The organism is Streptomyces sp. NPDC027189 (genome assembly GCF_055566975.1).
This window is the reverse complement of sequence record NZ_JBVHRI010000018.1, coordinates 64074-89403: the sequence shown is the minus strand read 5'-3', so window position 1 is coordinate 89403 and position 25330 is coordinate 64074. Positions and strand designations below refer to the sequence as shown.

The 25330-nt window shown below is 70.2% G+C and carries 24 protein-coding genes and 1 tRNA gene; 16 read left to right on the top strand and 9 right to left on the bottom strand.

Annotated features, from left to right (window positions below; genetic code table 11):
* Positions 1-136 precede the first annotated feature (136 nt).
* A complete protein-coding gene (locus ACZ4RZ_RS34145; protein ID WP_467750610.1) occupies positions 137-949 on the bottom strand; it encodes a class I SAM-dependent methyltransferase in 813 nt (270 codons plus the stop codon).
* A 369-nt stretch (positions 950-1318) separates the two neighbouring features.
* Between ACZ4RZ_RS34145 and mshA the strand changes: the two genes are divergently transcribed.
* From mshA to ACZ4RZ_RS34130, 3 genes are all read left to right on the top strand, one after another.
* Positions 1319-2656 carry a D-inositol-3-phosphate glycosyltransferase gene (mshA, locus tag ACZ4RZ_RS34140; protein WP_467750608.1) on the top strand — a complete coding sequence of 446 codons (1338 nt, stop codon included), beginning with the start codon at positions 1319-1321 and terminating at the stop codon, positions 2654-2656.
* Positions 2649-3149 carry a type III secretion system chaperone family protein gene (locus tag ACZ4RZ_RS34135; protein ID WP_467750606.1) on the top strand — a complete coding sequence of 167 codons (501 nt, stop codon included), beginning with the start codon at positions 2649-2651 and terminating at the stop codon, positions 3147-3149. Before mshA ends, ACZ4RZ_RS34135 begins: the two co-directional genes overlap by 8 nt.
* A gap of 127 nt (positions 3150-3276) precedes the next feature.
* A complete protein-coding gene (locus ACZ4RZ_RS34130) occupies positions 3277-4992 on the top strand; it encodes a glycosyl hydrolase family 28-related protein (protein ID WP_467750604.1) in 1716 nt (571 codons plus the stop codon).
* On the opposite strand, the gene ACZ4RZ_RS34125 is transcribed toward ACZ4RZ_RS34130, so the two are convergent.
* Positions 4971-5774: a helix-turn-helix transcriptional regulator gene (locus tag ACZ4RZ_RS34125; protein WP_467750603.1), complete on the bottom strand. Its 804-nt coding sequence runs from the start codon at positions 5772-5774 to the stop codon at positions 4971-4973. The genes ACZ4RZ_RS34130 and ACZ4RZ_RS34125 overlap by 22 nt on opposite strands.
* Positions 5775-5823: 49 nt before the next feature.
* Between ACZ4RZ_RS34125 and ACZ4RZ_RS34120 the strand changes: the two genes are divergently transcribed.
* Positions 5824-6258 carry a DUF2000 family protein gene (locus ACZ4RZ_RS34120; protein ID WP_467750601.1) on the top strand — a complete coding sequence of 145 codons (435 nt, stop codon included), beginning with the start codon at positions 5824-5826 and terminating at the stop codon, positions 6256-6258.
* Here ACZ4RZ_RS34120 and ACZ4RZ_RS34115 read toward each other — a convergent pair.
* Positions 6255-7547, bottom strand: coding sequence for an MDR family MFS transporter (locus ACZ4RZ_RS34115; RefSeq protein ID WP_467750599.1), 1293 nt, complete (start codon positions 7545-7547; stop codon positions 6255-6257). The two genes, ACZ4RZ_RS34120 and ACZ4RZ_RS34115, sit on opposite strands and share 4 nt — an antisense overlap.
* A gap of 195 nt (positions 7548-7742) precedes the next feature.
* Between ACZ4RZ_RS34115 and ACZ4RZ_RS34110 the strand changes: the two genes are divergently transcribed.
* Both ACZ4RZ_RS34110 and ACZ4RZ_RS34105 read left to right on the top strand, forming a co-directional pair.
* The gene (locus ACZ4RZ_RS34110) at positions 7743-8504 is read left to right on the top strand and encodes a phosphoglyceromutase (protein ID WP_467750597.1); all 762 of its coding nucleotides are present in this window, start codon (positions 7743-7745) and stop codon (positions 8502-8504) included.
* Between the two features lie 100 nt (positions 8505-8604).
* The gene (locus ACZ4RZ_RS34105; RefSeq protein ID WP_467750595.1) at positions 8605-8904 is read left to right on the top strand and encodes a hypothetical protein; all 300 of its coding nucleotides are present in this window, start codon (positions 8605-8607) and stop codon (positions 8902-8904) included.
* Positions 8905-9109: 205 nt separating this feature from the next.
* On the opposite strand, the gene ACZ4RZ_RS34100 is transcribed toward ACZ4RZ_RS34105, so the two are convergent.
* Complete coding sequence (locus tag ACZ4RZ_RS34100; RefSeq protein ID WP_467750593.1) at positions 9110-9682, bottom strand: HAD domain-containing protein; 573 nt, start codon at positions 9680-9682, stop codon at positions 9110-9112.
* 361 nt (positions 9683-10043) lie between these two features.
* Here ACZ4RZ_RS34100 and ACZ4RZ_RS34095 point away from each other — a divergent pair, with 361 nt between their 5' ends.
* On the top strand, positions 10044-10832 hold the full coding sequence (locus tag ACZ4RZ_RS34095; RefSeq protein ID WP_467750591.1) for an NAD-dependent epimerase/dehydratase family protein: 789 nt from the start codon (positions 10044-10046) through the stop codon (positions 10830-10832).
* A 387-nt stretch (positions 10833-11219) separates the two neighbouring features.
* On the opposite strand, the gene phoU is transcribed toward ACZ4RZ_RS34095, so the two are convergent.
* Positions 11220-11909 carry a phosphate signaling complex protein PhoU gene (gene phoU, locus ACZ4RZ_RS34090; protein WP_467750590.1) on the bottom strand — a complete coding sequence of 230 codons (690 nt, stop codon included), beginning with the start codon at positions 11907-11909 and terminating at the stop codon, positions 11220-11222.
* A gap of 269 nt (positions 11910-12178) precedes the next feature.
* On the opposite strand from phoU, the gene phoR reads away from it, so the two are divergent.
* A complete protein-coding gene (gene phoR, locus ACZ4RZ_RS34085; protein WP_467750588.1) occupies positions 12179-13456 on the top strand; it encodes a two-component system sensor histidine kinase PhoR in 1278 nt (425 codons plus the stop codon).
* A gap of 5 nt (positions 13457-13461) precedes the next feature.
* Positions 13462-14133, top strand: a complete 672-nt coding sequence (gene phoP, locus ACZ4RZ_RS34080; RefSeq protein WP_010985401.1) for a two-component system response regulator PhoP — start codon at positions 13462-13464, stop codon at positions 14131-14133.
* Positions 14134-14230: 97 nt separating this feature from the next.
* Here the strand turns inward: phoP and ACZ4RZ_RS34075 are convergent, their stop codons facing one another.
* A complete protein-coding gene (locus tag ACZ4RZ_RS34075) occupies positions 14231-14902 on the bottom strand; it encodes a DUF461 domain-containing protein (protein ID WP_467750587.1) in 672 nt (223 codons plus the stop codon).
* 661 nt (positions 14903-15563) lie between these two features.
* On the opposite strand from ACZ4RZ_RS34075, the gene ACZ4RZ_RS34070 reads away from it, so the two are divergent.
* The 6 genes from ACZ4RZ_RS34070 (at position 15564) to ACZ4RZ_RS34045 (ending at position 22128) form a co-directional block, all read left to right on the top strand.
* Positions 15564-16046, top strand: coding sequence for a CarD family transcriptional regulator (locus ACZ4RZ_RS34070; protein ID WP_003953493.1), 483 nt, complete (start codon positions 15564-15566; stop codon positions 16044-16046).
* A gap of 380 nt (positions 16047-16426) precedes the next feature.
* Positions 16427-17179, top strand: a complete 753-nt coding sequence (gene ispD / locus ACZ4RZ_RS34065) for a 2-C-methyl-D-erythritol 4-phosphate cytidylyltransferase (protein ID WP_467750585.1) — start codon at positions 16427-16429, stop codon at positions 17177-17179.
* Positions 17169-17672 (top strand): 2-C-methyl-D-erythritol 2,4-cyclodiphosphate synthase, encoded by a 504-nt coding sequence (ispF, locus tag ACZ4RZ_RS34060; protein WP_467750583.1) that lies wholly within the window; start codon positions 17169-17171, stop codon positions 17670-17672. The genes ispD and ispF overlap by 11 nt, the downstream gene beginning before the upstream one ends.
* Positions 17673-17813: 141 nt before the next feature.
* Positions 17814-19214: a cysteine--tRNA ligase gene (gene cysS, locus ACZ4RZ_RS34055; RefSeq protein WP_467750582.1), complete on the top strand. Its 1401-nt coding sequence runs from the start codon at positions 17814-17816 to the stop codon at positions 19212-19214.
* A 101-nt stretch (positions 19215-19315) separates the two neighbouring features.
* Positions 19316-20257 carry a 23S rRNA (guanosine(2251)-2'-O)-methyltransferase RlmB gene (rlmB, locus tag ACZ4RZ_RS34050; RefSeq protein ID WP_467750580.1) on the top strand — a complete coding sequence of 314 codons (942 nt, stop codon included), beginning with the start codon at positions 19316-19318 and terminating at the stop codon, positions 20255-20257.
* 158 nt (positions 20258-20415) lie between these two features.
* Positions 20416-22128 (top strand): DoxX family protein, encoded by a 1713-nt coding sequence (locus ACZ4RZ_RS34045; protein ID WP_467750578.1) that lies wholly within the window; start codon positions 20416-20418, stop codon positions 22126-22128.
* Between the two features lie 160 nt (positions 22129-22288).
* Here ACZ4RZ_RS34045 and ACZ4RZ_RS34040 read toward each other — a convergent pair whose 3' ends face one another.
* The 3 genes from ACZ4RZ_RS34040 to ACZ4RZ_RS34030 form a co-directional block, all read right to left on the bottom strand.
* On the bottom strand, positions 22289-23020 hold the full coding sequence (locus ACZ4RZ_RS34040) for a nucleotidyltransferase family protein (RefSeq protein WP_467750576.1): 732 nt from the start codon (positions 23018-23020) through the stop codon (positions 22289-22291).
* Positions 23021-23148: 128 nt separating this feature from the next.
* Complete coding sequence (locus tag ACZ4RZ_RS34035; RefSeq protein ID WP_467750575.1) at positions 23149-23607, bottom strand: hypothetical protein; 459 nt, start codon at positions 23605-23607, stop codon at positions 23149-23151.
* 282 nt (positions 23608-23889) lie between these two features.
* A complete protein-coding gene (locus tag ACZ4RZ_RS34030; protein WP_467750573.1) occupies positions 23890-25026 on the bottom strand; it encodes an ABC transporter ATP-binding protein in 1137 nt (378 codons plus the stop codon).
* Positions 25027-25251: 225 nt separating this feature from the next.
* On the opposite strand from ACZ4RZ_RS34030, the gene ACZ4RZ_RS34025 reads away from it, so the two are divergent.
* Positions 25252-25325 (top strand) — tRNA-Thr (locus tag ACZ4RZ_RS34025).
* The last annotated feature ends 5 nt before the right edge of the window (positions 25326-25330 follow it).

Genomic DNA, 25330 nt, shown 5'->3' with positions numbered 1-25330 from the left:
GGCCCAACTCCCCGCCCTCTCCCCTCCCGCTGCGCGGATTCCACAAGACGATCTCCCGCCTGTGTGACGAACCAGTCACGGAGATCGTTCCCCGCAGGTCAGGCCACCTCGGCCGATCGTGCTCGCAGATCCGCGATCACGCGCGCGGCGCCAACGCCTCCCAGCGCACCGTGACTTCGCCCTGCCGCCAGCGCGTTACGCCGTCCGTGACCGGCCAGTCGGCGGTCAGGTCGCGGACCGCCCGGATCCAGCGCTGCCGGGCGCTGTACGAGGCGTAGGGCGCGGCGGCCGCCCAGGCGCGGTCGAAGTCGCGCAGGAAGGCGTGCACCGGCTCACCCGGGACGTTGCGGTGGATGAGGGCCTTCGGCAGGCGTTCGGCGAGGTCGGACGGGCGGTCCAGGGAGCCGAGGCGGGTGGCGAAGGTGACCGTGCGGGGGCCCTCCGGGCCGAGGGCGACCCATACGTGCCGGCGGCCGATCTCGTCGCAGGTGCCCTCGACGAGCAGGCCGCCCCGGGAGCCCCGGCCCGCCGGTGCGAGGCGTGCGCACAGGCGCTGCCAGACCGCGGCGACCTGGTCCTCGTCGTACTGGCGCAGCACGTTGGCCGCGCGGATGAGGGCGGGGCTGCCCTGCACCGGCACCTCGAAGCCGCCGTGCCGGAAGACGAGACCCTCGCGCTCGTACGGGCGGGCGGCGGCGACCCTGGCCGGGTCGATCTCGACGCCCATCACGTGGGTGCGGGGGGCGGCTGTGCGCAGCCGTGTCAGCAGCTCCACCGCCGTCCAGGGGGCCGCGCCGTAGCCGAGGTCGACGGCCACGGGGGTGCGGGCGCGGCGTAGTTCGGCGCCGTGCGTCGCTGCGATCCAGCGGTCCATGCGGCGGAGGCGGTTGGGGTTGGTGGTCCCGCGTGTCACGGTTCCCACGGGGCGGGAAGCTGCGCGGGCTGTCATACGTACGAGAGTATGCGCCCGTTTGGGGGAGTCCTGCGCCGGCGTCCAGGCCGAGGGTGCCGAGGCCGAGGGTTTTCGCCCCCTCCGCCGTGCCCGTCGCTGGGGGCTGCCGCCCCGAGACCCCCGCTGCGAACAACCCCCACGCACCCGCAGCCGAAAGGCCGGTCGGGACGGGCAGGGGGCGGAGGGGGCGAAGCAAACCCCACCTCGGCCCCGCGCAGCCCCCACGCCCTCCGCCCTCGAACGGTTGAGCGACCCCCGGCAATGATTCGGCAAAGAGGAAATGGAGCAGCGGCATCCGGCGTTCCCCCTCTCGGAGGGCGCAGCGCGTCCTCCGACCGGCATGACCGCAGCAAGGAGGAACGCCACGTGAGCCAGTACGTCAGCAGGCTCGGGCGACGCTCCCCGACAGCGTCCGCACGGCTCAGGCTGCACCGCAGGCCCCGTCGCGTGGCGATGCTCTCCGTGCACACCTCACCGCTGCACCAGCCCGGCACGGGCGACGCGGGCGGGATGAACGTCTACATCGTGGAACTCGCCCAGCGCCTCGCCGCGATCAACATCGAGGTCGAGATCTTCACCCGGGCCACCACGGCCGCCCTCCCGCCGACGGTCGAACTCGCCCCCGGTGTCCTCGTCCGGCACGTCGACGCGGGCCCCTACGAGGGCCTCGCCAAGGAAGACCTGCCCGCCCAGCTGTGCGCCTTCACGCACGGCGTCATGCAGGCCTGGGCCGGCCACCGCCCCGGCTACTACGACCTCGTGCACTCGCACTACTGGCTCTCCGGCCACGTCGGCTGGCTCGCCGCCGAGCGCTGGGGCGCGCCCCTGGTGCACGCGATGCACACCATGGCCAAGGTCAAGAACGCCGCGCTCGCCGAGGGCGACACCCCCGAGCCCGCCGCCCGCGTCATCGGCGAGACCCAGATCGTGCGCGCCGCCGACCGCCTCATCGCGAACACCGCGGAGGAGGCCGACGAACTGGTACGCCACTACGAGGCCGATCCCGGCAAGGTCGCCGTCGTCCACCCGGGCGTGAACCTGGACCGCTTCTGCCCGGCCGACGGCCGCGCCGCCGCCCGGGCCCGCCTCGGGCTCCCGCAGGACGCTCTGATCCCCCTCTTCGCGGGCCGCATACAGCCCCTGAAGGCCCCCGACGTGCTGCTGCGCGCCGTCGCCGTCCTGCTCGACGAGCGTCCCGAGCTGCGCGGCAACATCGTCGTCCCCGTAGTGGGCGGTCCCAGCGGCAGCGGTCTCGCCAAGCCCGAGGGGCTGCAGAAGCTCGCCGCGCGGCTCGGCATCGCCGACGTCGTGTGCTTCCGGCCGCCCGTCGGGCAGGAGCAGCTCGCGGACTGGTTCCGGGCGGCATCGGTGCTGGTCATGCCCTCGTACAGCGAGTCCTTCGGGCTGGTCGCCATCGAGGCGCAGGCGGCCGGTACGCCGGTGCTCGCGGCCGAGGTGGGCGGGCTGCCGGTGGCGGTGCGCCACCAGGAGACCGGCTTCCTCGTCCCCGGGCACAATCCCGTCGACTACGCGCGCGTGCTGCGTGATTTCGCGGACGACGCGCGGCTGTCCGCCCGGATGGGCGCCGCCGCGGCGTGCCATGCGGAGCACTTCGGGTGGGACACCGCGGCCGCGGTGACGGCGGACGTGTACACGGCGGCGATGCAGGCCCACCGGCGTCGCGTACGCTCCCACCATGGCTGACGTACAGCAGGCGGCACAGGTCATCGAGGGGGTCCTCAAGGACGCCGAACTCGAATGGGAAAGCCCTGAGCCCGGCAACTACGTGGTGAAGCTTCCCGGCACCCGGAAACTGTCGACCACCGTCTCGTTGATCGTCGGCAGGCACTCGCTGTCGCTGAACGCGTTCGTGATCCGGCACCCGGACGAGAACCAGGAAGCGGTCCACCGCTGGCTCCTGGAGCGCAACCTCAAGCTCTACGGGGTCAGTTACGCGGTCGACTCCCTCGGGGACGTGTATCTGGTCGGCAAGCTGCCGCTGGCCGCCGTCGCGCCGGACGAGATCGACCGCCTCCTCGGCTCGGTCCTCGAAGCCGCCGACGGCTCTTTCAACACCCTCCTCGAGCTCGGCTTCGCCTCCGCGATCCGCAAGGAGTACGCCTGGCGGGTGTCCCGCGGCGAGTCGACCCGCAATCTGGACGCGTTCACTCACCTGACTCAGCGTCCCGCCAACTGACCTCCCTCAGCTACTAATTAGCCGCTGCGCGACCCCTTCCCTGCCTGCGGCCCCCGTGGCATGCTCACCGCCGACGCAGATCTGAACGTCGTTCACATCCATGGAGAGCGATGGAAGGCGGACGGGTATGAGCACGGGCAGGGGTACGGGGATGGGCAACGGGCATACGGGCATCACCAGACGGCGCCTGCTCGGCAGCGCCACAGCCGTGGTGGCCGTCGCCGTGACCGGCGGAACGGCGACGGCCGCCGCATCACCCGCACAAGCCGCACCACAGGGGCAGGTCCCGGCCCTCTGGCACGAGTTCACCCGCACCCCCTTCACCCATCCGCAGATCCCGTACATCGGCAGGTCCGGCCGCGGTGGCGGGGCGGCGCGCTTCCCCCGCCGCCCCGTCGTGGCCGACGTACGCGACTACGGAGCCGTGGCCGACGACGGCACGACGGACTGCGCCCCCGCGATCAACCGTGCCATCGCCGCTGCCGGGAGGGCCGGCGGTGGCACGGTTCTCATCCCGCCCGGCACCTTCCGCATCGACGACCTGATCCGCATCGGGCATTCGAACGTCGTCCTGCGCGGCGCCGGCAGCGACCGTACGAAGCTGTACGCGACCAAGAACCTCACCGAGCTGATCGGCGTCTACGGATCCCGTTACGGCGGCGACAAGTCGTCCTGGTCCTGGGCGGGCGGGCTCGTCTGGCTCTGCCCGGCGGACCGTTTCGCCACGCTGACGACCGCCATCAAGGCCAAGGCGTGGCCCTTCGAGGGCTGGACCGGCAACAAGCGCGACGAGTGGCAGACGCTGACGACGGTCGCGCCCGCGCGTCAGGGCTCCTGGACGGTGACGGTCGCGGACGCCGAGAGGCTGCGGCCCGGCGCGCTCGTCCTCCTGCGCCTCGCCGACGACACCGACCACACGCTCCTGGAGCACATGGCGGGCGGCGGTCCGGGCCCCGAGGCGTACTACTGGGACGACAAGACGAAGCTGACGTCGTACGTCCCCTACGAGTGGCCCGTCCGCATCGCGCACGTCCACGGCCGCAAGGTCACCCTCGAACGCCCTCTCCCGCTCGACGTACGCCCCGAATGGGACCCGCGCCTGACCACCCACGTACGGGAGTTGACGGGCTCGGGCGTCGAAGGCCTCACCCTGGAAGCGGTCGAGACGCCCCAGTCCCCGCACCTCCTGGACAAGGGCTACAACGGGGTCGTGTTCCAGTGCGCGTACGACTGCTGGGCCGACGACATCGTCGTACGCCATGTGGACAACGGATTCGGTCTCGTCGCGGCCTCCGCCTGCACCCTGCGCCGTACGAAGGTCGCGGGCCGCGGCTCGCACCACCCGTACTTCTGCCGCGAGGGCTCGCACGACAACCTCATCGAGGACTTCACGATCGAGCAGCGCACGGTGCCGGCCCCCGCCGGAACGCAACTCCACGGCATCAACGTCGAGGGCCTGTCCTCCTACAACGTCTGGTCGCGCGGCGACATGCGGATGGGCACGTTCGACTCCCACCGCGGCATGCCCTTCGCCAACGTCCGCACGGACATCACCGTCGACAACAACGGCCGTCACGGCGGAGACGCCAGTGCGGGCCCCCTCTTCGGCGCCCGCTTCACGCACTGGAACATCCGGGTGACCAACGGCCGCGCGGGCCTGATGAAGATCGACGGACTCGCGCCCCACTCCGCCACCGTCGGCATCAACGAGGTGACGGAGTTCGACCAGATCGACGTACCCGACTTCACCGGAGACCTGCACTCCCGCCTGGAGCTGTACGGGACCGCGGACGTCGTACGCCCGCGCAACCTGTACGACGCTCAGCGCGAGCTGGAGCGGTAGCGACCGGGGGAGACCCCCACCAACCGCCTGAAGTGGCGCGTCAGATGGGACTGGTCGTAGAAGCCTGTCGCCGTGGCCACCTCGGCCGGTTTTCCGCCCTCCAGGAGGAGCCGGCGGGCGCGGTCGACGCGGCGGGACATCAGGTACTGGTGCGGCGCGATGCCGTACGCGCCGCTGAATGCCCGTACCAGGTGGGCGGGATGGGCGTGCACGAGCGCGGCCGCCTCGTCGAGGGCGATGCCCTGGACGAGGCGCTCGTCGAGGAGTTCGCGCAGGCGGTGGGCGAGCGGTCGGTCGGGCCGCGGTTCCTCTACGAGCCGCGGCCGCAGGCGCCCCCGCAGCCGTTCGGCGATCAGCGTCAGCCTGCTCTCGGCCTCCAGCTCGTCCCCGGGGTGCGCGAGCGCCGTGTGCAACTGCCCGACGCGGCGCCGCAGTACGGGATCCACCAGGTCGGGACCGTCCACCGCGGGCCCGATGAGGCTCTCGTCGAGCCGGCTCAGGTCGAGATACAGGACCCGCTTGCGAAAGCCGTGCTCGGTGACCGGCGAACCGTTGTGCGGGACGTAGGGCGGCAGCAGCGACACCGTGTCATGCGGAGTGCCGTGCTCATGCCGGTCGAGGTCGTACCGCACGGCGCCGTCGTCGACGATCAGCAGCGTCCACGCCTGGTGTACGTGCATGGGGTACGCGTACTCGGTGTAGTGGGCGTGGAAGACCTCCACGACACCGGGAACGCGCGGGCGCCACGCGGTGATCTCCCGCTGAGGGGCCTGAGGGGCCATGCAAAGAACGTACAAGACGACGTCCTGCGGCGTTCGAGAGTCTCGACGCATGAGCACCTCGACCCCTGAACCCATTCGCTTCGACACCAAGATCGCCGTCCTGCTGCGGGACGACCTGGAGCCCTGGCAGCGACTCAATGTGACCGCTTTTATGGTCAGCGGGCTCGGGACGGTCCTCCCGGAGGTGATCGGCGAGCCGTACGATGACGCCGACGGCACCCCGTACCTGCCGATGTTCCGCCAGCCCGTGCTGATCTTCGAGGGCTCGAAGGAGACCTTGACCGCCGCGCACGGCCGGGCGCTGTCCCGGGCGCTGCCGCGCGCGGTCTTCACGTCCGATCTGTTCGCCACGGGCAACGACCGTGACAACCGGGCGGCCGTACGGGCCGTGCCGACGGGTGAGCTGGATCTGGTCGGGCTCGCGGTGTACGGGCCGCGGAACGCGGTGGACAAGGTGCTGAAGGGGGCGCGGATGCATCCCTAGGGGGTGGCGGTGCCGACCTCGGTCTGCGCGGAGGCGGAGGTGGTGGCGGAGACGGGGGCGGCGGCCGGCGCGGCGGGAGGCGTCGGCTCCTCCGCCGGAAGCCGGCGCATCAGCATCCCGTAGCCGAGCCCCGCCGCCGTACCGACCACCGCGCACAGCCCCCACAGCCACTCCGCGCCGAACCGGTCGATGACCAGGCCGGACATCAGAGGCGCGATGAGTGCGGCGAGTGACCAGGACAGGGTGTACATGCCCTGGTAGCGGCCGCGGCCGTGCACGGGGGAGAGGCGGACCACCAGGCCCGTCTGGGTCGGCGCGTTGACGATCTCGGCCAGGGTCCACACGCAGACGGTGAGGGCGAAGACGCCGACCGAACCGGCGAAGGCGGTGAGCCCGAAGCCGTATCCGGCGAGCAGCGACGAGATGACCAGCAGGCGTCTCTCGTCCCGGTGCTCGATGAAACGGGTGACCGGGATCTGGAGCGCGACGATGAGGACGCCATTGACGGCGATCGCCATGCCGTAGTCGGCCGGGGTGAAGCCCGCCTCGCCCATCGCGACCGGGAGTCCGACCGCGCCTTGCTGGAAGACGAGAGCGACGAGGAAGGACAGCCCGACGACGCTCATGAAGCGGCCGTCGCGCAGGACGGTGCCGAGGCCGACGGCGGGTTCGGAGGCGGCCTTGGCCGTGAGGGACGGCCTGGACTCGGGCAGCTTCGCGAAGACGACGAGCGCGCACACGAGGGTCATGCCGGCCTCGATGAGGAACCCGGCGAGATAGCTGAACTCGGCGATGAAACCGGCCGCCATGGAGGAGACGGCGAAGCCGAGGTTGATGGCCCAGTAGTTGAGGGAGAAGGCGCGGACACGGTCCTCGGGCCGGACGATGTCGGCCATCATCGCCTGCACGGCGGGCCGCGAGGCGTTCGAAGCCATACCGACCAGGAAGGCGACCGCGGCGATCGCCACCGGGTGGTGCATGAAGCCGAGCAGCGCGACCGAGGCGGCCGTCGACAACTGCGCGATGAGCAGGGTGGGCCGCCGCCCGAGCCGGTCGGTCATCACACCGGCGCCGAGCGAGGAGACCACACCGCCGAGGCCGTGCAAGGACGCCACCAGGCCTGCGTACGAGGCGGAGTACCCGCGGTCGAGCGTGAGGTACAAAGCCATGAAAGTGGCGACAAACGCCCCAAGTCGGTTGACCAGGGTGCTGGTCCACAGCCACCAGAACTCGCGGGGGAGCCCCGAGACGGTCTCTCGGGCGGCGCGTCTCATGACGGCGAGTGGCATGGCTGGTCCCCCACGGGTGTTTTGCGGGCGTTACGGGTGTAAGCGGCTCAGGCGGTGAGCACAACTTACGAGCCGGAAAGGTCAGGGAGCCACTCAATTAACAGAAGCCGTTAACCGACGGGCTTCCAGGGGGGCGAGTGTCCGGCTTGCGGGCAGGCGAGCGGGGGGTCGAAGGCTTCCATTACGCTCGGACGTATGGCCGACGCACCGTACAAGCTGATCCTCCTCCGCCACGGCGAGAGCGAATGGAACGCGAAGAACCTGTTCACCGGTTGGGTGGACGTCAATCTCAACGAGAAGGGCGAGAAGGAGGCAGTCCGCGGCGGTGAGCTGCTCAAGGACGCCGGCCTGCTGCCCGACGTGGTCCACACCTCGCTCCAGAAGCGCGCGATCCGCACCGCGCAGCTCGGCCTCGAGGCCGCCGACCGCCACTGGATCCCGGTCCACCGCTCCTGGCGCCTGAACGAGCGGCACTACGGTGCCCTGCAGGGCAAGGACAAGGCGCAGACGCTCGCCGAGTTCGGCGAGGAGCAGTTCATGCTGTGGCGCCGCTCCTACGACACCCCGCCGCCTCCGATCGAGGACGGTTCCGAGTTCTCCCAGTCGGACGACCCGCGCTACGCCTCCATCCCGCCGGAGCTGCGCCCCCGCACGGAGTGCCTGAAGGACGTCGTCGTCCGCATGCTCCCGTACTGGTACGACGGCATCGTCCCCGACCTCCTCGCCGGCCGCACGGTCCTGGTCGCGGCCCACGGCAACTCGCTGCGCGCCCTGGTTAAGCACCTCGACGGCATCTCCGACGCCGACATCGCGGGCCTGAACATCCCCACCGGCATCCCCCTCTCCTACGAACTGGACGCCGACTTCAAGCCCCTCAACCCGGGCGGCACCTACCTCGACCCGGAGGCCGCGGCGGCGGCCATCGAGGCGGTCAAGAACCAGGGCAAGAAGAAGTAGGAACTGCGATCACGCCCCCGACCTGCGCCTACGGCGCCGATCGGGGGCGTTTTCACGGACTGGGCCCACTCCGGGCCCGGGTCCTGCGGCCGGAGGGCTGATGGCCATGTCGCGGCACCGTAAAGCCGACACGATCACCCTCAACAACGGTGTGGCGATGCCGGCCATCGGGCTCGGCGTCTTCCAGACCCCGCCCGACGTCACCACCGCCGCGGTCGAGGAGGCCGTCCGCCTCGGCTACCGCCACGTCGACACGGCCGCCGCGTACTTCAACCACCGAGCAGCCCGCCGCGATCGACGCGCTCGAAACCGGCGTACGCTGCGGCCCCGAACCGGACAGCATCACCCTGGGAACATCATCACCCTGGGAACATACGGCAGGGACATCCCCGAAGCCTGAGGCGCAGCGGGCCACGTCCTCGCCGCGGACGTCGAAGCCGTAGGCAGCCTGGGGAATTTCGTGGCCGTCAGCCCAGGGAACAACGTGATCGTCCGCACAGGAGTCAATAGCCCGATGATCCGCCGGTGGCGACGGCAGCCAGGACGGACGACGGCCGCGTTGGCAGTCGACCACGGGTAGCCGACCACGGCGCGCTTCGAACCCGTCAGGTCGAACCGCCAGGCCCTGTCCTCATCCTGTAGTCGCCTGTTTCCGGGGCGAGGCTTGGCACGGCAGTGCGGAGCCAACCAGCGAGCACGGAGAAGTCGCCCTCGGTGAGGCCCTCGGTCGGGTCGACACGGTGAAGCAGCGATGGTCCTTGGTGTTGCGCAGCGACCCAGAGGCGATCCATGGCGCTGATCTCGTCGTCGACCCAGATGAACGGGCGGTGGCCGGCCCACTCGACGAGGGGGAGGGTCTTCCAGTGCAGTCCGCGCGGGCCGTCGTTGGTGGAGGCTTCGGGCCACTCCACTACGGGCAGCCTGGGCAGCCCGATCCGTGGGGCGACGGACTCGTTGGCCTCATCCATCCATGTCGAGGCCCACACCAGGTCGCACCCCAGCGCCAGCAGACGCCGCCCCACGGTGTGGTCGAGCCGCCCAAGCAGTGGGTTCCCCTGATCAGGGAACATGTCGGCGTCGGAGACAGGGGTCTGAAGCCGACCGGACGACGGCCCAAACGGGATGAGGGGTCCGTCGACGTCGAGGAAGAGGATGGGGCGGTCCACTGAGTGGGGCACGGCGGCACGATAACCCCGAGTGGAGCAGAGCTGACACCGTCCGTTCCCTGCATGAGGGACAGAGCGCCATCGTCGTGTCTTGCGAACGCCTGAGCGGCAGGTCACCGGCGTCCCATTCACACGCTGTCCTGGGCGCCGTCCCTGGGCCGTCCGAGGCCGCCCGGCGGCGGCCCACAACGACCCACGCCGTTCTCACGGGACTCGGCTCCGCCGACGAGGACGGTCGCGACCGCTCCCGTGTTCACGGGGAGCTGCGGGGCCGCGCGCCGCACCCCAGTTCCAAACCCTTTGATGAGTTGAGCACCGGCAGCGATGATGCACGGGTTGTCAAAGATCTGGGGGCGCGTTGAGTTTGGGGACGGTGGCGATAACAGGCGCGGCGGGGAACATCGGTGGCGTGGTGAGGGAGGCGCTGCGGGGCGAGGCGGCGCGGTTGATCCTGCTCGACCGTGTGCCGCTTCGGCCGGAGGCCGGGAACGAGGACGTGCACACCGTGGACCTGCGGGACGCGGCCGCCGTGGAGGCGGCGCTCGCGGGCGCTGACAGCGTGCTGCATTTGGGCGGTGTGCCGGACGAGGCACCTCTTCCGGACCTGCTCGAAGCCAACGTGCTCGGCACCCACCACGTCCTGGAGGCGGCGCGGCGCACAGGAATCGAGCGAGTGGTGCTGGCCAGCAGCAACCGCGTGACCGGCTTCTACCCGGCCGCGCACCTCACCGGTCCGCAGGAGCCGGCACGACCCGACGGTCTCTACGGGGTGAGCAAGGTGGCCGTCGAGGCCCTCGGGCGGCTGTACTCCGACAAGTTCGGGCTGTCCGTGATCTGCCTGCGTATCGGCAGCTTCGAGCACGCGCCCACCGAACCACGGCACCTGGCGACCTGGTTGAGCCCGCGCGACGCCGTCGGCCATATCCGCGCCGCGCTGACCGCTCCGCGGTCCACCCGCTTCGCCACGGCATACGCCGTCTCCGCCAACACCCGCCGCTTCTGGGCGCTCCCCGAACCGGCCGTGCTCGACTACGCCCCCGTCGACGACGCCGAACTCCACGCCGGAGACATCCCCGGAGCAGACCTCCCGGCCGACCCCGCCGCACCCCAGGCCGGCCCCTACGCCTTGCCCGAGTTCACCCTCAAGCACCTCCGCCCCTGACTCACACCGATCGCCAGGGCACCCCTTACACCGCGCCGGTACAGAAGGGCCCCGCCGTGATCACGGCGGGGCCCTTCTGCATGCGCTGTGCGATCAGCCGCACTGGCAAGGATTGCCGGACTGGCAGCCGCACCCGCAGCCGGAGCCGCAGCCGCAGGCGCCGAACAAGGGGAGGCTTTTGATGTCGGCGGGCTGCTCTGTGTCGCGGTCCTGCGTCGGGTCGGGCGTGCTGGGGGATTCGGCCATGGGTCCCTCCTTCAGGCACGAAGGTGTGCGAGGCACACTGCGTCGCACAGCTCCTGTCGCCCATTTGATGCCCACTGAGGCAGACGCATCAACGGCGCACACTCGGCGCACTGAGGCTTCCGCGCGCCCCCGGAGCGGGAGTCAGGCCCCCTCCACCCCCGTCACCGGCTGGATGTCCGGCTGCAGCTCGTCCGCGTGCTCGCCCGTCACCAGGAACACGACACGCTTGGCGACGGCCACCGCGTGGTCGGCGAAGCGCTCGTAGTAGCGGCCGAGCAGGGTGACGTCGACGGCCGTCTCGATGCCGTGCTGCCAGCGGTCGTCCAGCAGGTGCTGGAAGAGCGTGCGGTGCAGCAGGTCCATCTCGTCGTCGTCCTGCTCCAGCTGGAGGGCGAGGTCGACGTCCTTGGTGATGACGACCTCGGCCGCCTTGGCCATCAGGCGCTGGGCGAGCTGGCCCATCTCCAGGATCGTGGCGTGCAGGTCGTGCGGGACCGCGCGCTCGGGGAAGCGCAGCCGGGCCAGCTTCGCGACGTGCTGAGCCAGGTCGCCGGAGCGCTCCAGGTCGGCGGACATACGGAGCGAGGTGACGACGATACGGAGGTCCGTCGCCACCGGCTGCTGACGAGCCAGCAGGGCTATCGCCCGGGCCTCGAGTTCGTGCTGAAGATCATCGACCTTCTGGTCGCCCGCGATGACGCTCTCGGCCAGCTTCAGGTCGCCGTCGAGGATGGCCGTCGTGGCGCGTCCGATCGCCGACCCGACAAGCCGGGCCATCTCGACCAGGCTCTCGCCGATCGAGTCCAGTTCCTCGTGGTACGCGTCCCGCATCAGGTTGTCCCTCTCTTACGTCAGCTTCGGGGGTTCCGGGGGCCGGGTCCCGCCATGACCATTGGACATGGCCCATTGGACATGGCCACCAGACATGAGCTCCGGACAGGCCCGTGAACCCCACGCTCCCACGTTCCGGCCCGTACGCGTCCGTTTCCGTCACCCCAAATGAACCATCCCTAGCTCCTAGGTGAACTCTGGGCGACGAGTGTTCGAGGTCGCACCCGGATGGCTGTGGCCAGCAGTGACGACATGCCTAACCTGGATGCATGGACGTGAACGCGGCGGTCGCCGCAGCGGCAGCGATCGCCGGAGTGCTCACCGGTGTCATCGCCATGCTGGCGTTCCGCTGGAGCGAGCGCGACCAGAAACGCCCGACCCGCACTTCGCTGCATACGGACCCGGTGCTTCCGCCCGGAGTCGACACCGTGCTGTCCGTGCTCCGGTCCTCGGCCGTCGTACTCGACGAGGCGGACGCCGTGGTCAAGGCCAGCTCGGCCGCGTACGCCCTCGGGCTGGTGCGCGGCGGCAAGCTGGCCGTCGAGCCGATGCTCCAGATGGCGCGTGACACCCGTAGAGACGGGGAGATACGTCAGGTGGAGCTGGATCTGCCGAGGAGGGGGACGGGGAGGGGAGAAGCCCTCGCCGTCTCCGCGCGCGTGGCGCCGCTCGGCTCCCGGCTCGTGCTGCTCCTGGTGGAGGACCTGACGGAAGCCCGGCGCATCGAGGCCGTACGACGCGACTTCGTCGCGAACGTCAGCCATGAGCTCAAGACGCCCGTCGGCGCGCTCTCCCTGCTCTCCGAGGCCGTCATGGACGCCTCGGACGACCCGGAGGCCGTCGAGCGCTTCGCCGGACGTATGCAGATAGAGGCCACCCGCCTCACCAACCTCGTACAGGAGCTCATCGACCTCTCCCGGGTCCAGAACGACGACCCCCTTGAGGACGCCGAGCCCGTACGGGTCGACGAACTCGTCGCCGAGGCGATCGACCGCTGCCGCCACCAGGCCGGCACCAAGCAGATCACCATGGCAGCGGGCGGCACCGCCGACCTGAGTATCTGGGGGAACAGGGGCCAGCTGGCCGCCGCCCTCGGAAACCTGGTCGAGAACGCCGTCAACTACTCGCCGGCCCGCACCCGCGTGGGCATAGCCGCGCGCCGGGTGACCGCGCCCGGCGGAGACCTCGTCGAGATCGCCGTGACCGACCAGGGCATCGGCATCTCGGACAAGGACAAGGAGCGCATCTTCGAGCGCTTCTACCGCGTCGACCCGGCCCGCTCCCGCCAGACTGGCGGTACGGGTCTCGGTCTCGCGATCGTCAAGCACGTGGCCGCCTCGCACGGCGGGGAGGTCACGGTGTGGAGCTCCGAGGGTCAGGGCTCCACCTTCACCCTGCGGCTGCCGGAGGCGGGTGCGGCCCGCGACCGCGTGACCGACCACCACATGCCCGGCCTCGACGAAGAGGACGAGACCGAGCAGCCCGACGGGACGACCACCGTCTCATCCCCGTACGAACCGCTCCCTGCCCCGGAGGTCCTTCCGTGACCCGTGTGCTCGTCGTCGAGGACGAGGAGTCCTTCTCCGACGCCCTGTCGTACATGCTCCGCAAAGAGGGCTTCGAGGTCGCCATCGCGACCACCGGGCCCGACGGACTCGACGAGTTCGAGCGCAACGGCGCCGACCTCGTCCTCCTCGACCTGATGCTGCCGGGGCTGCCCGGCACGGAGGTCTGCCGCCAGCTGCGCGGCCGCTCCAACGTCCCGGTGATCATGGTCACCGCCAAGGACAGCGAGATCGACAAGGTCGTCGGGCTGGAAATAGGAGCCGACGACTACGTCACCAAGCCTTTCTCCTCCCGCGAGCTGGTCGCCCGTATCCGGGCCGTCCTGCGCCGCCGCGGGGAGCCGGAGGAGGTCACTCCGGCCGCTCTGGAGGCCGGGCCCGTCCGCATGGACGTCGACCGCCACGTGGTCACCGTCTCCGGCTCCAAGGTCGACCTCCCCCTGAAGGAGTTCGACCTCCTGGAGATGCTGCTGCGCAACGCGGGCCGTGTGCTGACCCGCATGCAGCTCATCGACCGGGTCTGGGGCGCCGACTACGTCGGCGACACCAAGACCCTCGACGTCCACGTCAAGCGCCTGCGCGCCAAGATCGAGCCGGACCCGGGCGCGCCGCGGTACCTGGTGACGGTGCGAGGCCTCGGCTACAAGTTCGAGCCGTAAACCGCGGGACGACTGCCGAAGCACGACGAAGGGCGGTACCCCCTGGAGGGGTCCCGCCCTTCGTGCGTGGTACGAAGATGATCTCGGTGTATGCCGCTCAGTGGCCGGAAGCCGACTCCGAGGCGGTCGCCGTGGCCGTCGCGCTCGCCGACGCCGCGTCCGTGGGCGTGCCCGACGTCGACTCGGACGGGGAGCCCGAGACCGACTCGGACGGCTTGGTGCTCGCCGACACGGAGGCCCCCGGCACCGCCGGGATGTTGCTCGGGCCCCACTTGGAGAAGTAGCTCTCGGCCGGGACCACGAAGGCGCCCAGCTTCACGTCGCCGGTCTTGCTGAACGTGAAGGCGATCTGGCGCACGCTGCCGTCCTGGACGGCCTCGCGACCGTTGGGCAGCACGGCGGAGGCGTTGCCCTTGCCGCCGATCACCACGGAGCCGCCGGCCGGGACGACGAGCTTGCCGGTTCCCTTGGCCGGCTTGACCTGGGCGGCCGTGTTGGTGTCCGTGAGGGTGATCGAGTCCACGGTCTGGTCGGCGGACCCGTTGTTGAAGAGGGTCGCCGAGACCACGGCCGGGCCGGTCGACTGCAGGTCGGGCTGGGTGATGACCACGGCGTTCTGGATCTTGATGTCGCCGACGGTGGTGGCCGCGTTGTCCGGCTTGACCTCCAGCGTCTGTGCGTTGTTGCCGGCGCTGCACGCGGCGAGCGAGGCGATCGAGAACGCGATGGCGGCGGCGGCGAGAGTGCCGCGTCGAAGGCTGCTGCTCACGGCGGCGGCAACTCCTTGAACGTGGGCGAAGCAGGGCGACTTCGTTGTAAAGCCGCCCTAAGGGTCTGTCAGCGGCCTTAGGTTACCGAGCCGTTCCCACGCCACCGCACCCGACCCTCCCCCAAGGTCTCGACTTCGCTCGACCAGGGGGTACCCCCACCTAAGCGCCGACGGGCATCGTTGCGCCGTGTGTGCGCCCCACCCTGCGCGCACTTCGCCGCCACCCCATGAACTACTTTGGCGACGTACTGGTCCGCCATTCACATAAGTACCCCCGGCATCCGCTTGCGGATTTCACGTATGGAATGCGTGGCGGTCCAGAAAATTGATCTTCGGTCCGAGAACGGCGACCGTGATCAATTCCGGATTCGTCTCGTACTCGACTCCGGTCACCGAACGGAGTAGCGGAAGTCGCGCTCTTGGAGCCGGACAAACCGGTACATTCGGACCCTGGTCGGCGGCTTCCGTTGTGTGTAACGTGCGCGTTTCACTTCGCTTGGACAGCCGCTCCGACCTGCGAATACCCTCTTCCGCTCGCCCCTCGCAGCACGTTCCTGTTGCGGTTGTCAAGCCCCGAGATATGCCCTGACCTGCGAAAACGCCATTCAGAAGACGCCGTATCCGTGTTACCCTGGATAGCCACGGAAGGGGTACCTGTCACATGACGTTCAAGGTTGGCGACACCGTGGTCTATCCCCATCACGGGGCCGCGCTGATCGAGGCCATCGAAACTCGCCAGATCAAAGGCGTGGACAAGACCTACTTGGTGCTGAAGGTCGCCCAGGGCGACCTGACGGTGCGTGTGCCAGCGGACAATGCGGAGTTCGTCGGCGTGCGTGATGTGGTCGGTCAGGACGGGCTGGACCGGGTCTTCGAGGTGCTGCGCGCGCCGTACGCCGAGGAGCCCACAAACTGGTCGCGTCGTTACAAGGCAAATCTGGAGAAGCTCGCCTCCGGCGATGTCATCAAGGTCGCGGAAGTCGTGCGTGACCTGTGGCGTCGTGAGCGTGAGCGTGGACTCTCCGCCGGTGAGAAGCGCATGCTCGCCAAGGCTCGCCAGATCCTGGTGAGCGAGCTCGCCCTCGCGGAGAACACGAACGAGGACAAGGCCGAGGCCCTGCTCGACGAGGTTCTCGCGTCCTGACGCAGGCAGTCGCCGAGGCGGTCGTCGTCCCGGCGTACACAGTCGCCGAGACGGCAGTCGTCTTGACGCACGCACAAGCCCGCGCAGCTGCGCAGTGAAATGCCGCGGTGCCCGATGACGCAATTGCTGTCGCCGGGCGCTGCGGCATGTTCGTATCCACTTCGTACTCGCGCCCACTCGGAATACCGGATGTTCACTCGGTATACGTATACCGGTGTATCCGATACCTGGCGTACCGGGCCCGGGCAGCCGGCTCGACCGGATGTCACGGAAGGGTCCCCGGTCAAGGCGTCGCGCCCGGCACTCCCCCAGCTCTCCGAGCAGGGGGTACCCCCAGGCCATACCCACCCCGGCCGAGCACACAAACCTGACAGGAACCGATGTCTGACGATTCGCGCCCTTCGCTTTCGGGATCGCGTACGGCGGCCGTGATTCCGGCCGCCGGCCGGGGCGTGCGCCTCGGCCCCGGCGCCCCCAAGGCGCTCCGCTCGCTGAACGGCACCCCGATGCTCATTCACGCGGTCCGCGCGATGGCCGCGTCCCGCGCGGTCTCGCTGGTCGTCGTCGCGGCCCCGCCCGACGGCGCGGCCGAGGTGAAGACGCTGCTCGACGCGCACGCGCTGCCCGAGCGCACCGACTTCCTGGTCGTCCCCGGCGGAGACAGCCGCCAGGAGTCCGTGAAGTACGGACTCGACGCGCTGCCGCCCGGCATCGACATCGTTCTCGTGCACGACGCGGCCCGGCCGCTCGTGCCCGTCGACACCGTGGACGCCGTCATCGAGGCCGTACGGGAGGGGGCTCCCGCCGTCGTACCGGCGCTGCCCCTCGCCGACACCGTCAAGGAGGTCGAGCCCTCGGCCGTCGCCGGTGCGCCGGAGCGCGTCGTGGCCACGCCCGAGCGGTCGCGGCTGCGCGCCGTGCAGACGCCGCAGGGGTTCGACCGCGAGACGCTCGTACGCGCCCACGAGACCGTCACCGACAACGTGACCGACGACGCGAGCATGGTCGAGCAGCTGGGGCTGCCGGTGGTCGTGGTGCCCGGGCACGAGGAGGCGTTCAAGGTGACGCGGCCGCTTGATCTCGTACTCGCGGAGGCGGTTCTGGCGCGGCGGAGGCTGAACGATGGGTTCTGAGCGCCCCGATGCGCCTGCGCTGCCGCAGGTCGGCATCGGTACCGACATTCACGCCTTCGAGGACGGGCGGGAGCTGTGGTGCGCCGGGTTGCTGTGGGAGGGGGAGGGGCCCGGGCTCGCGGGGCACTCCGACGCGGATGTCGTCGCGCATGCCGCGTGCAACGCGCTGTTCTCCGCTGCCGGGCTCGGTGACCTCGGCGCCCACTTCGGGACCGGGCGGCCCGAGTGGTCCGGTGCCTCGGGCGTCACGCTGCTGACGGAGGCCGCGCGGATCGTGCGGGCGGCGGGGTTCGTCATCGGCAATGTCGCCGTGCAGGTCGTCGGGCCGCGTCCGAAGATCGGGAAGCGGCGGGACGAGGCGCAGAAGATTCTGTCGGACGCGGTGGGGGCGCCGGTGTCGGTCTCCGGCGCCACGACGGACGGTCTTGGTTTCCCCGGGCGGGACGAGGGACTGATGGCGGTGGCTACGGCGCTGGTGGTACGGGCGAGCTGAGCGCGGGTTCGGGCGGCGGCAGCCCCCCACCAGCCGCCCAACACGCGTCCGACGTCAGCCGTGGCCCCCGTATGTCACGAATACGTGCCCCTTGGGGCGGAGGGTCGCAGGGCACTGCCCAGGGGCCACTACCCTGGAGTGGTGACTATTCGCCTGTACGACACCAGCGCCCGGCAGATCCGTGACTTCACCCCGCTCGTGCCGGGTTGTGTCTCGATCTACCTGTGTGGCGCCACCGTGCAGGCCGCACCGCACATCGGGCACATCCGCTCGGGCCTCAACTTCGACATCATGCGCCGCTGGTTCGAGTACCGCGGCTATGACGTGACGTTCATCAGGAACGTCACGGACATCGACGACAAGATCATCACCAAGTCGGCCGACCAGCGCCGCCCTTGGTGGGCGATCGGGTACGAGAACGAGCGGGCGTTCAACGACGGTTACGACGCGCTCGGGTGCCTCCCGCCGACCTACGAGCCGCGCGCCACCGGGCACATCACCGAGATGATCGAGATGATGCGCGGCCTCATCGAGCGCGGTCACGCGTACGAGGCCGACGGGAACGTCTACTTCGACGTGCGGTCCTTCCCCGAGTACCTCCGGCTGTCCAACCAGGAGCTGGACAACCTGCTCCAGCCGTCCGGCGAGGGCGAGACCGGCAAGCGGGACTCGCGCGACTTCGCGATGTGGAAGGCCGCCAAGCCGGGGGAGCCGAGCTGGGAGACGCCGTGGGGACGCGGGCGCCCCGGCTGGCACCTGGAGTGCTCCGCCATGGCGCACAAGTACCTGGGCTCCGCCTTCGACATCCACGGCGGCGGAATCGATCTGATCTTCCCGCACCACGAGAACGAGATCGCGCAGGCCAAGGCCTTCGGCGACGAGTTCGCCAAGTACTGGGTGCACAACGCCTGGGTCACCATGAGCGGCGAGAAGATGTCCAAGTCCCTGGGCAACTCCGTGCTCGTGAGCGAGATGGTCAAGACGTGGCGGCCGATCGTGCTGCGTTACTACCTCGGCACCCCGCACTACCGCTCGATGATCGAGTACAGCGAAGAGGCGCTGCGCGAGGCCGAGTCGGCGTTCGCGCGGATCGAGGGCTTCGTGCAGCGGGTGGTGGAGAAGGCCGGGGGAGCCGTCGAGCCCGCCGCCGAGGTGCCGCCCGCCTTCGCCGAGGCGATGGACGACGACCTGGGCGTGCCGCAGGCGCTCGCCATCGTGCACACGACCGTGCGGCAGGGGAACTCCGCCCTCGCCGCCGACGACAAGGAAGCCGCCGTCGCCCGCCTCGCCGAGGTACGGGCCATGCTCGGCGTCCTCGGGCTCGACCCGCTCGACCCGCACTGGGCCGGTGAGGGCGACCGGGGCGAGGATCTGCACGGCGTCGTCGACACCCTCGTACGTCTTGTGCTCCAGCAGCGTGAGGCGGCGCGCAGCCGTAAGGACTGGGCGACCGCCGACGCCATCCGGGACCAGCTCAACCAGTCCGGTCTGGTGATCGAGGACGGCCCGCAGGGGCCGCGCTGGACGCTCGGGCCGCGCTGAGCGTTTCTTGATCGATTGTGCCGCCCGGCTCTCCGGGCGGCACACTCATATACGACACTCGAAATACGTACGTACGCACGCTTCACACAGACAGGTAGGTCATGGCCGCTAACAACCGCCGCATGTCCGGCAAGAAGGGCGCGCAGGTCGGCAGTGGCGGCCAGCGACGCCGGGGCCTGGAAGGCAAGGGCCCGACCCCGCCCGCCGAGATGCGCAAGGGGCACAAGAAGAACCGCATCGCCACCGCCAAGGCCAAGCAGACCGCGCGCCGTCCCGCGCCGCGCGGCCGCGGTGGCAAGGGCACGTCCGAGATGGTCGTCGGGCGCAACCCCGTCGTCGAGGCGCTGCGCGAGGGCGTGCCCGCCGTCACGCTCTACGTCCAGCAGTTCATCGACAACGACGAGCGGGTACGGGAAGCCCTTCAGCTCGCCGGTGAGCGTGGTGGCATCCACCTCATGGAGGCGCCGCGCCCCGAGCTCGACCGTATGACCAACGGCCTCAACCACCAGGGCCTCGTCCTCCAGGTCCCGCCGTACGAGTACGCGCACCCGGAGGACCTCGCCGCCGCCGCGTACGACGAGGGCAAGGACCCGCTGATCGTCGCCCTCGACGGTGTGACCGACCCGCGCAACCTCGGTGCCGTGGTCCGGTCCGTCTCCGCCTTCGGCGGGCACGGTGTCGTCGTGCCCGAGCGGCGCGCGGCCGGCATGACCGCCGGCGCCTGGAAGACGTCCGCCGGCACCGCGGCCCGTACGCCCGTCGCCCGGGCCGCCAACCTGACGCGGGCCCTCGAGGCGTACAAGAAGGCGGGCCTCATGGTGGTCGGCCTCGCCGCGGACGGTGAGGTCGAGCTCGGCGAGCTGGAGGCCCTGGGTGGCCCCGTCGTCATCGTCGTCGGCAGCGAGGGCAAGGGCCTGTCGCGGCTCGTCGGTGAGACCTGTGACTTCCGCGTGCGGATTCCGATGCCGGGTGGCGCGGAGTCGCTGAACGCCGGTGTGGCGGCGGGAGTTGTGCTGTACGAGGCATCGCGCCGCCGCGCCTGAGGCGTCTGAGCAGCCGTGCCGGGTGGGCTCGGCGCGGCTGAACGGATGTGCGCGAAGTCGCCCGCGTGGGGCAATCCGGACGACCGTGATGACCTTGACGCGGTCCGGACAGATCGGCGCGGTCAAAGCAGTGTCCTAAACACACGTCACTCGGTTAGATGAGTGTGGACACCAGAACACCCCGCACACCCACGGGGGACCGCTCGTCGGGATTCGACGACGCTCCCGCGCTGAGCATGGTGAAGGTGCCGAGCGATCCGGCGCAGGTCATCGTCAATCATGCGAGCTTCCGCGTGCAGCTAGGCGCCGCCCCGCGGAACCAATCCTCGCGTCACGCACGGCACTTGAGCTCCACCGACGACACCGCGCGGATCGCCGCCGTCGGTACGGCGGGCAGAGCGGGCGCGGCCGGTTCGGCCACCGGGGCCCGCCGCCGCGCGCCCGTCGTCTGGAGTGGGAAGTCCGCGCCGGACGACACGGGCGCCCACCGGCTGCTGCAGGCCGTACGGAGTACAAGCCTGCGCCACGGCGCGGTCGACCCGGCGGGCGACGCCGGCGCGACCCAGGTCATTCCGCGCATCGACGAGCACTATGGCTACGACGCGGACCTGACCGTCGACACGGTCGAGACGCCCCTCGTCGGCAGCCAGCGCACCCACTCCCCCGAAACCGGCGAGCCCCGACTGCTGCCGCGTATGCGCACGGTGGGCAGCGCCTACGACGAACCGACCTATATGGGAGGGGAGTTCGAGGAGGAGGCGTTCGGGGAGGAGGCCTTCGAGGAGGAGGCGTTCGGGGAGGAGGCCTTCGAGGAGGGCGAGGACGAGGACGGCGAGGCGCGCGGCAGGCGCCACGGCGCGGATCCCGTCCGGCATGCCTATTACCCCGGCCGTCGCATGAACCTCGGGGTCGTGCTCCTCCCGCTGCGCGTCTTCCTCGGGTTCATCTCCATCTACGCCGGCATGGGCAAGCTCTGCGACCCCGTCTACTTCGACGGCGGCAAGCGCGGCTCCATGGTGAAGTGGCTCAACACGCTGCACCCCTGGGAAGTCGCCGAGCCGCTGCGGCAGTTCGCGCTCCAGCACCCCGTCGGCGCCGGGCTCGTCATCGCCTTCTTCCAGGTCATCGTGGGCGTCCTCACGGTGCTCGGTCTGTGGCAGCGGGTCGCCGCCGTCGTGGGCGCGATGCTGTCGGCGGCGCTCATCGTCACCGTCAGCTGGAAGACGGTGCCCGCCTACGACGCGCCGGACATCATCTACCTCGCCGCCTGGTCCCCGCTGATCATCGCGGGCGCCCCCGTGTACTCCGTGGACGGACGACTGGCCGGCGAGGCGTGGCGCAGGCTCGGGCCGCGTGCCGACATCTGGGAGCTGCGGCAGCGGGTGCTGCGCCGCGGCGCGCTCGTCTCGGCCGTCGTCGTGGGCCTCACGCTGCTCATCGGCTCGCTCCTCGGCGGCGCCGTCCGCGACGCCGACCGGGTCGTCGTACCGGGCCCCGGCGAGGCCCCGCGCAACGAACTGCCCGGCTCCCCGCTCCCCGAGACGCCCGGCAAGCGCCACCACAAGGTCACCCCGTCGGCCTCCGAGGCGCCCACCCAGGGCAGCTCCTCGTCCCCGTCGGGCGCGGCCACCACGCCGGGCGCGGTCCACGAGACCGGCTCGGTCAGCAGCGGGCCCAGCCAGACTGCGGGCAGCGGCCAGGCCCCGCCCCAGCAGTCCGCACCGGTGAACCAGGCCCCGAGCACCAGCGCGGGCCCGACGTCCAGCGGCGGCACGTCGAGCGGTGGCTCCACGGGCGGCTCGACGGGGGGCGGCTCCGGCAGCGGCGGCTCCTCCGGGCAGCCGGGGCTGGTGGGTGGCCTGTTGGGGTAGGCGGGCCGGTGGGCGGCATCCTGAAGCAGCCCACCGGCTGATACGACGACGAAGACGACGAAGGGGTCCCGCACGGCCGACGTGCGGGACCCCTTCGACGTACCGGAACGATGTCTTTCGACATACCGGAACGGTGTCTTTCGACGTACCGGAAGGGTGTCTAACGCCTCAGCGCCGCGAGCTCCTTCGCCGCTTCCCGCAGGTCCTTGGCCGTGTCGATGGCGCGCCAGTACGCGCCCTGGGGGATCGGGAAGCCGGCCAGGCGGCGTTCGCGGGCCAGCCGGGGGAACGTGGTGCGCTCGTGGTCGCCGCGCTCGGGGAGCATGTCCGCGAACTCGGCCGAGAAGACGTAGACGCCCGCGTTGATCTCGTACGTGGTGGGCGGGGACTCGATGAAGTCCGTCACGCGGCCGAAGCCGTCCGTCTTGACGGCGCCCCACGGGATGCGGGGGCGGGCGAGGGCGAGGGTCGCGGCCGCGTCGCGCTCGGTGTGGAAGTCCGCCATGTCGCGCAGCGAGAAACGGGTCCAGATGTCGCCGTTCGTCGCGTACCACGGCTGGTCGGGGTGGGGGAGGTGCGCGGCGGCGTACTTGAGGCCGCCGCCGCGGCCGAGGGGCTCCGACTCGACGACCGTCGTGACGTTGACGGGCAGGTCGGCCGACTCCAGCCACTTCTGGAGGACCTCGGCGAGGTGGCCGCAGGACACGACGACATCGGTCACGCCCTCTTCGGCGAGCCAGGTCAGCTGGTGGCCGATGATCGGGGTGCCGGTGCCGGGGATCTCGACCATCGGCTTGGGCCGGTCGTCGGTGTAGGGGCGCAGCCGGGAGCCCTGGCCGCCGGCCAGGACAACGGCTTGAACGGGGCGCGACGCGGCGTTCGGATCGGTCATGACCGAACTGTACGTGGCGCCCCGCTCGCGGCTTCTGGCGACAACCGTTCCTTGATCAGCCGTTACCTGGCGGTCCCGAATCGGCCGCTTCATGGCGGTCGGAGGCAAGCGGCCCGGAAGTGCGTGGGTCAGAAGTGTGTGGCCGCGACCCCCGAGGCGAAGGACGTGTCGCAGACGGGGCGGGCGAAGGACTGGGCGCGCGTCGGGCCGTACGCGCGGACCGCGGCGCGGCCCAGGGCGCGGGCGATGGCGATGCAGTGCTTCGCGAGCGACGGGCGCTCGTTCACCGCCTCCTGGAGGTGGGTGAGCGCGACGCCCGGGTTCTTCTCCTGGAGCTCCAGCAGAAGCTTGTCGCGCAGGACGTCCTGCGGGGCGCGGGTGACGGCTCGCGTGGAGACGTCTGACGACATGGCTTCGGACGCGGTGAGCACCGAGTTCGAGGGATTCCCCGACCAGTTGACTCGGGTGACCGCGAGGGTCCCGGAGAGCACCAGGACGACAGGCAGAACGAGGGCGAGGGTGCGGCCGATCCGGCGGGCGGGGCCACGGCCACGCCGGGTCCGTTGGTTAGTGGTGGAGTGCTTCACGCGAGTGAGGGTAGCGCGGGGTGATGATTTGGCGACATTTAGTCACCGGTTCGGGGGATAAGGAAGCGGCGTTTTTTGGGTAGTGCGTTGACGCACACGTATCGAAATGACCGGTCTGCCGGGGTATTTGTCGACAACGAAGAGGGCCCTGCAGCTGGCTGCGGGGCCCTCTTCATCAACTTGGGTGAATTCCACCCCTACGGGGCGTTGGAGCGACCTCGGGGTGTTGATGCCGCCTTGGTCGGATCAGGCGCGTCAGGCGCGGCGGGGGTATCAGGCGCGTCAGTCGGAGAGGCGCTCGCCCGTCGAGGTCGAGAACACGTGGGTCTCGCCCGGACGCGGCACGACGTGCAGCGTGGCGCCCTTCTCCGGCACCGCGCGGCCGCTGACGCGGACGACGAGGTCCTTGAGGTCGTCGCCGACCTTGGCGCTGCCGTAGACGTAGCCGTCGGCGCCGAGCTCCTCGACGACGTTCACCGAGACGGCGAGGCCGGCCGGAGCGTCCTCGGTGTCCTTCGACAGCGACTTGGCCGCCTCGCCGTTGTGCTCGACGATGTCGAAGTGCTCGGGGCGGACGCCGACGGTGACCGTGCGGTCGCCCTTGTCGGCGGCGGCCTTGAGTGCCTCACGGTTGACCGGGACGACGCTGTTGCCGAACTTCACGCCGCCGTCGGTGATCGGGACCTCGACGAGGTTCATCGCGGGGGAGCCGATGAAGCCGGCCACGAACAGGTTCGCCGGGCGGTCGTACATGTTGCGCGGCGAGTCGACCTGCTGGAGCAGACCGTCCTTGAGTACGGCCACACGGTCGCCCATGGTCATGGCCTCGACCTGGTCGTGGGTGACGTACACGGTGGTGATGCCGAGGCGGCGCTGCAGCGAGGCGATCTGCGTACGGGTCGAGACGCGGAGCTTGGCGTCGAGGTTCGACAGCGGCTCGTCCATGAGGAAGACCTGGGGCTCACGCACGATGGCGCGGCCCATGGCGACACGCTGGCGCTGACCGCCGGAGAGGGCCTTCGGCTTGCGGCCGAGGTACTCGGTGAGGTCGAGGATCTTCGCCGCGTCCTCGACCTTCTGGCGGATCTCGGCCTTCGGGACACCGGCGATCTTGAGCGCGAAGCCCATGTTGTCGGCGACCGTCATGTGCGGGTAGAGCGCGTAGTTCTGGAACACCATGGCGATGTCCCGGTCCTTGGGCGGCAGGTGCGTGACGTCGCGGTCACCGATGTGGATCGAGCCGGCGTTGACGTCCTCGAGACCCGCGAGCATGCGCAGGGAGGTGGACTTTCCGCAGCCGGAGGGACCGACGAGGACGAGGAACTCGCCGTCCGCGACGTCGAGCTCGAGCTGATCGACGGCGGGCTTGTCGCCACCCGGGTAGATGCGGGTCGCCTTGTTGAACGAGACAGTGGCCATGGTGATGGGCCCCCTTCACCGGCAGGAACGTGCCGGACGATCCGTTGTAAAGGTGGTGGTGTAGTCCACAAGGGTGAACTGGGTCAGGACGGTACCTGGCGTTCACTCGGTCTGTCAGTACCTGTGGCCCTGTGAACTTCGCGGAAATTTTCGACAGGACACGGCTGGGACCTGGGTACACTGCACGGGCGTGCATGCGTGCACGCCAGGCACGCACGCGTGCACGCCTCCTTAGCTCAGCTGGTCAGAGCGCCGCTCTTGTAAAGCGAAGGTCGTCGGTTCGAATCCGACAGGGGGCTCAATC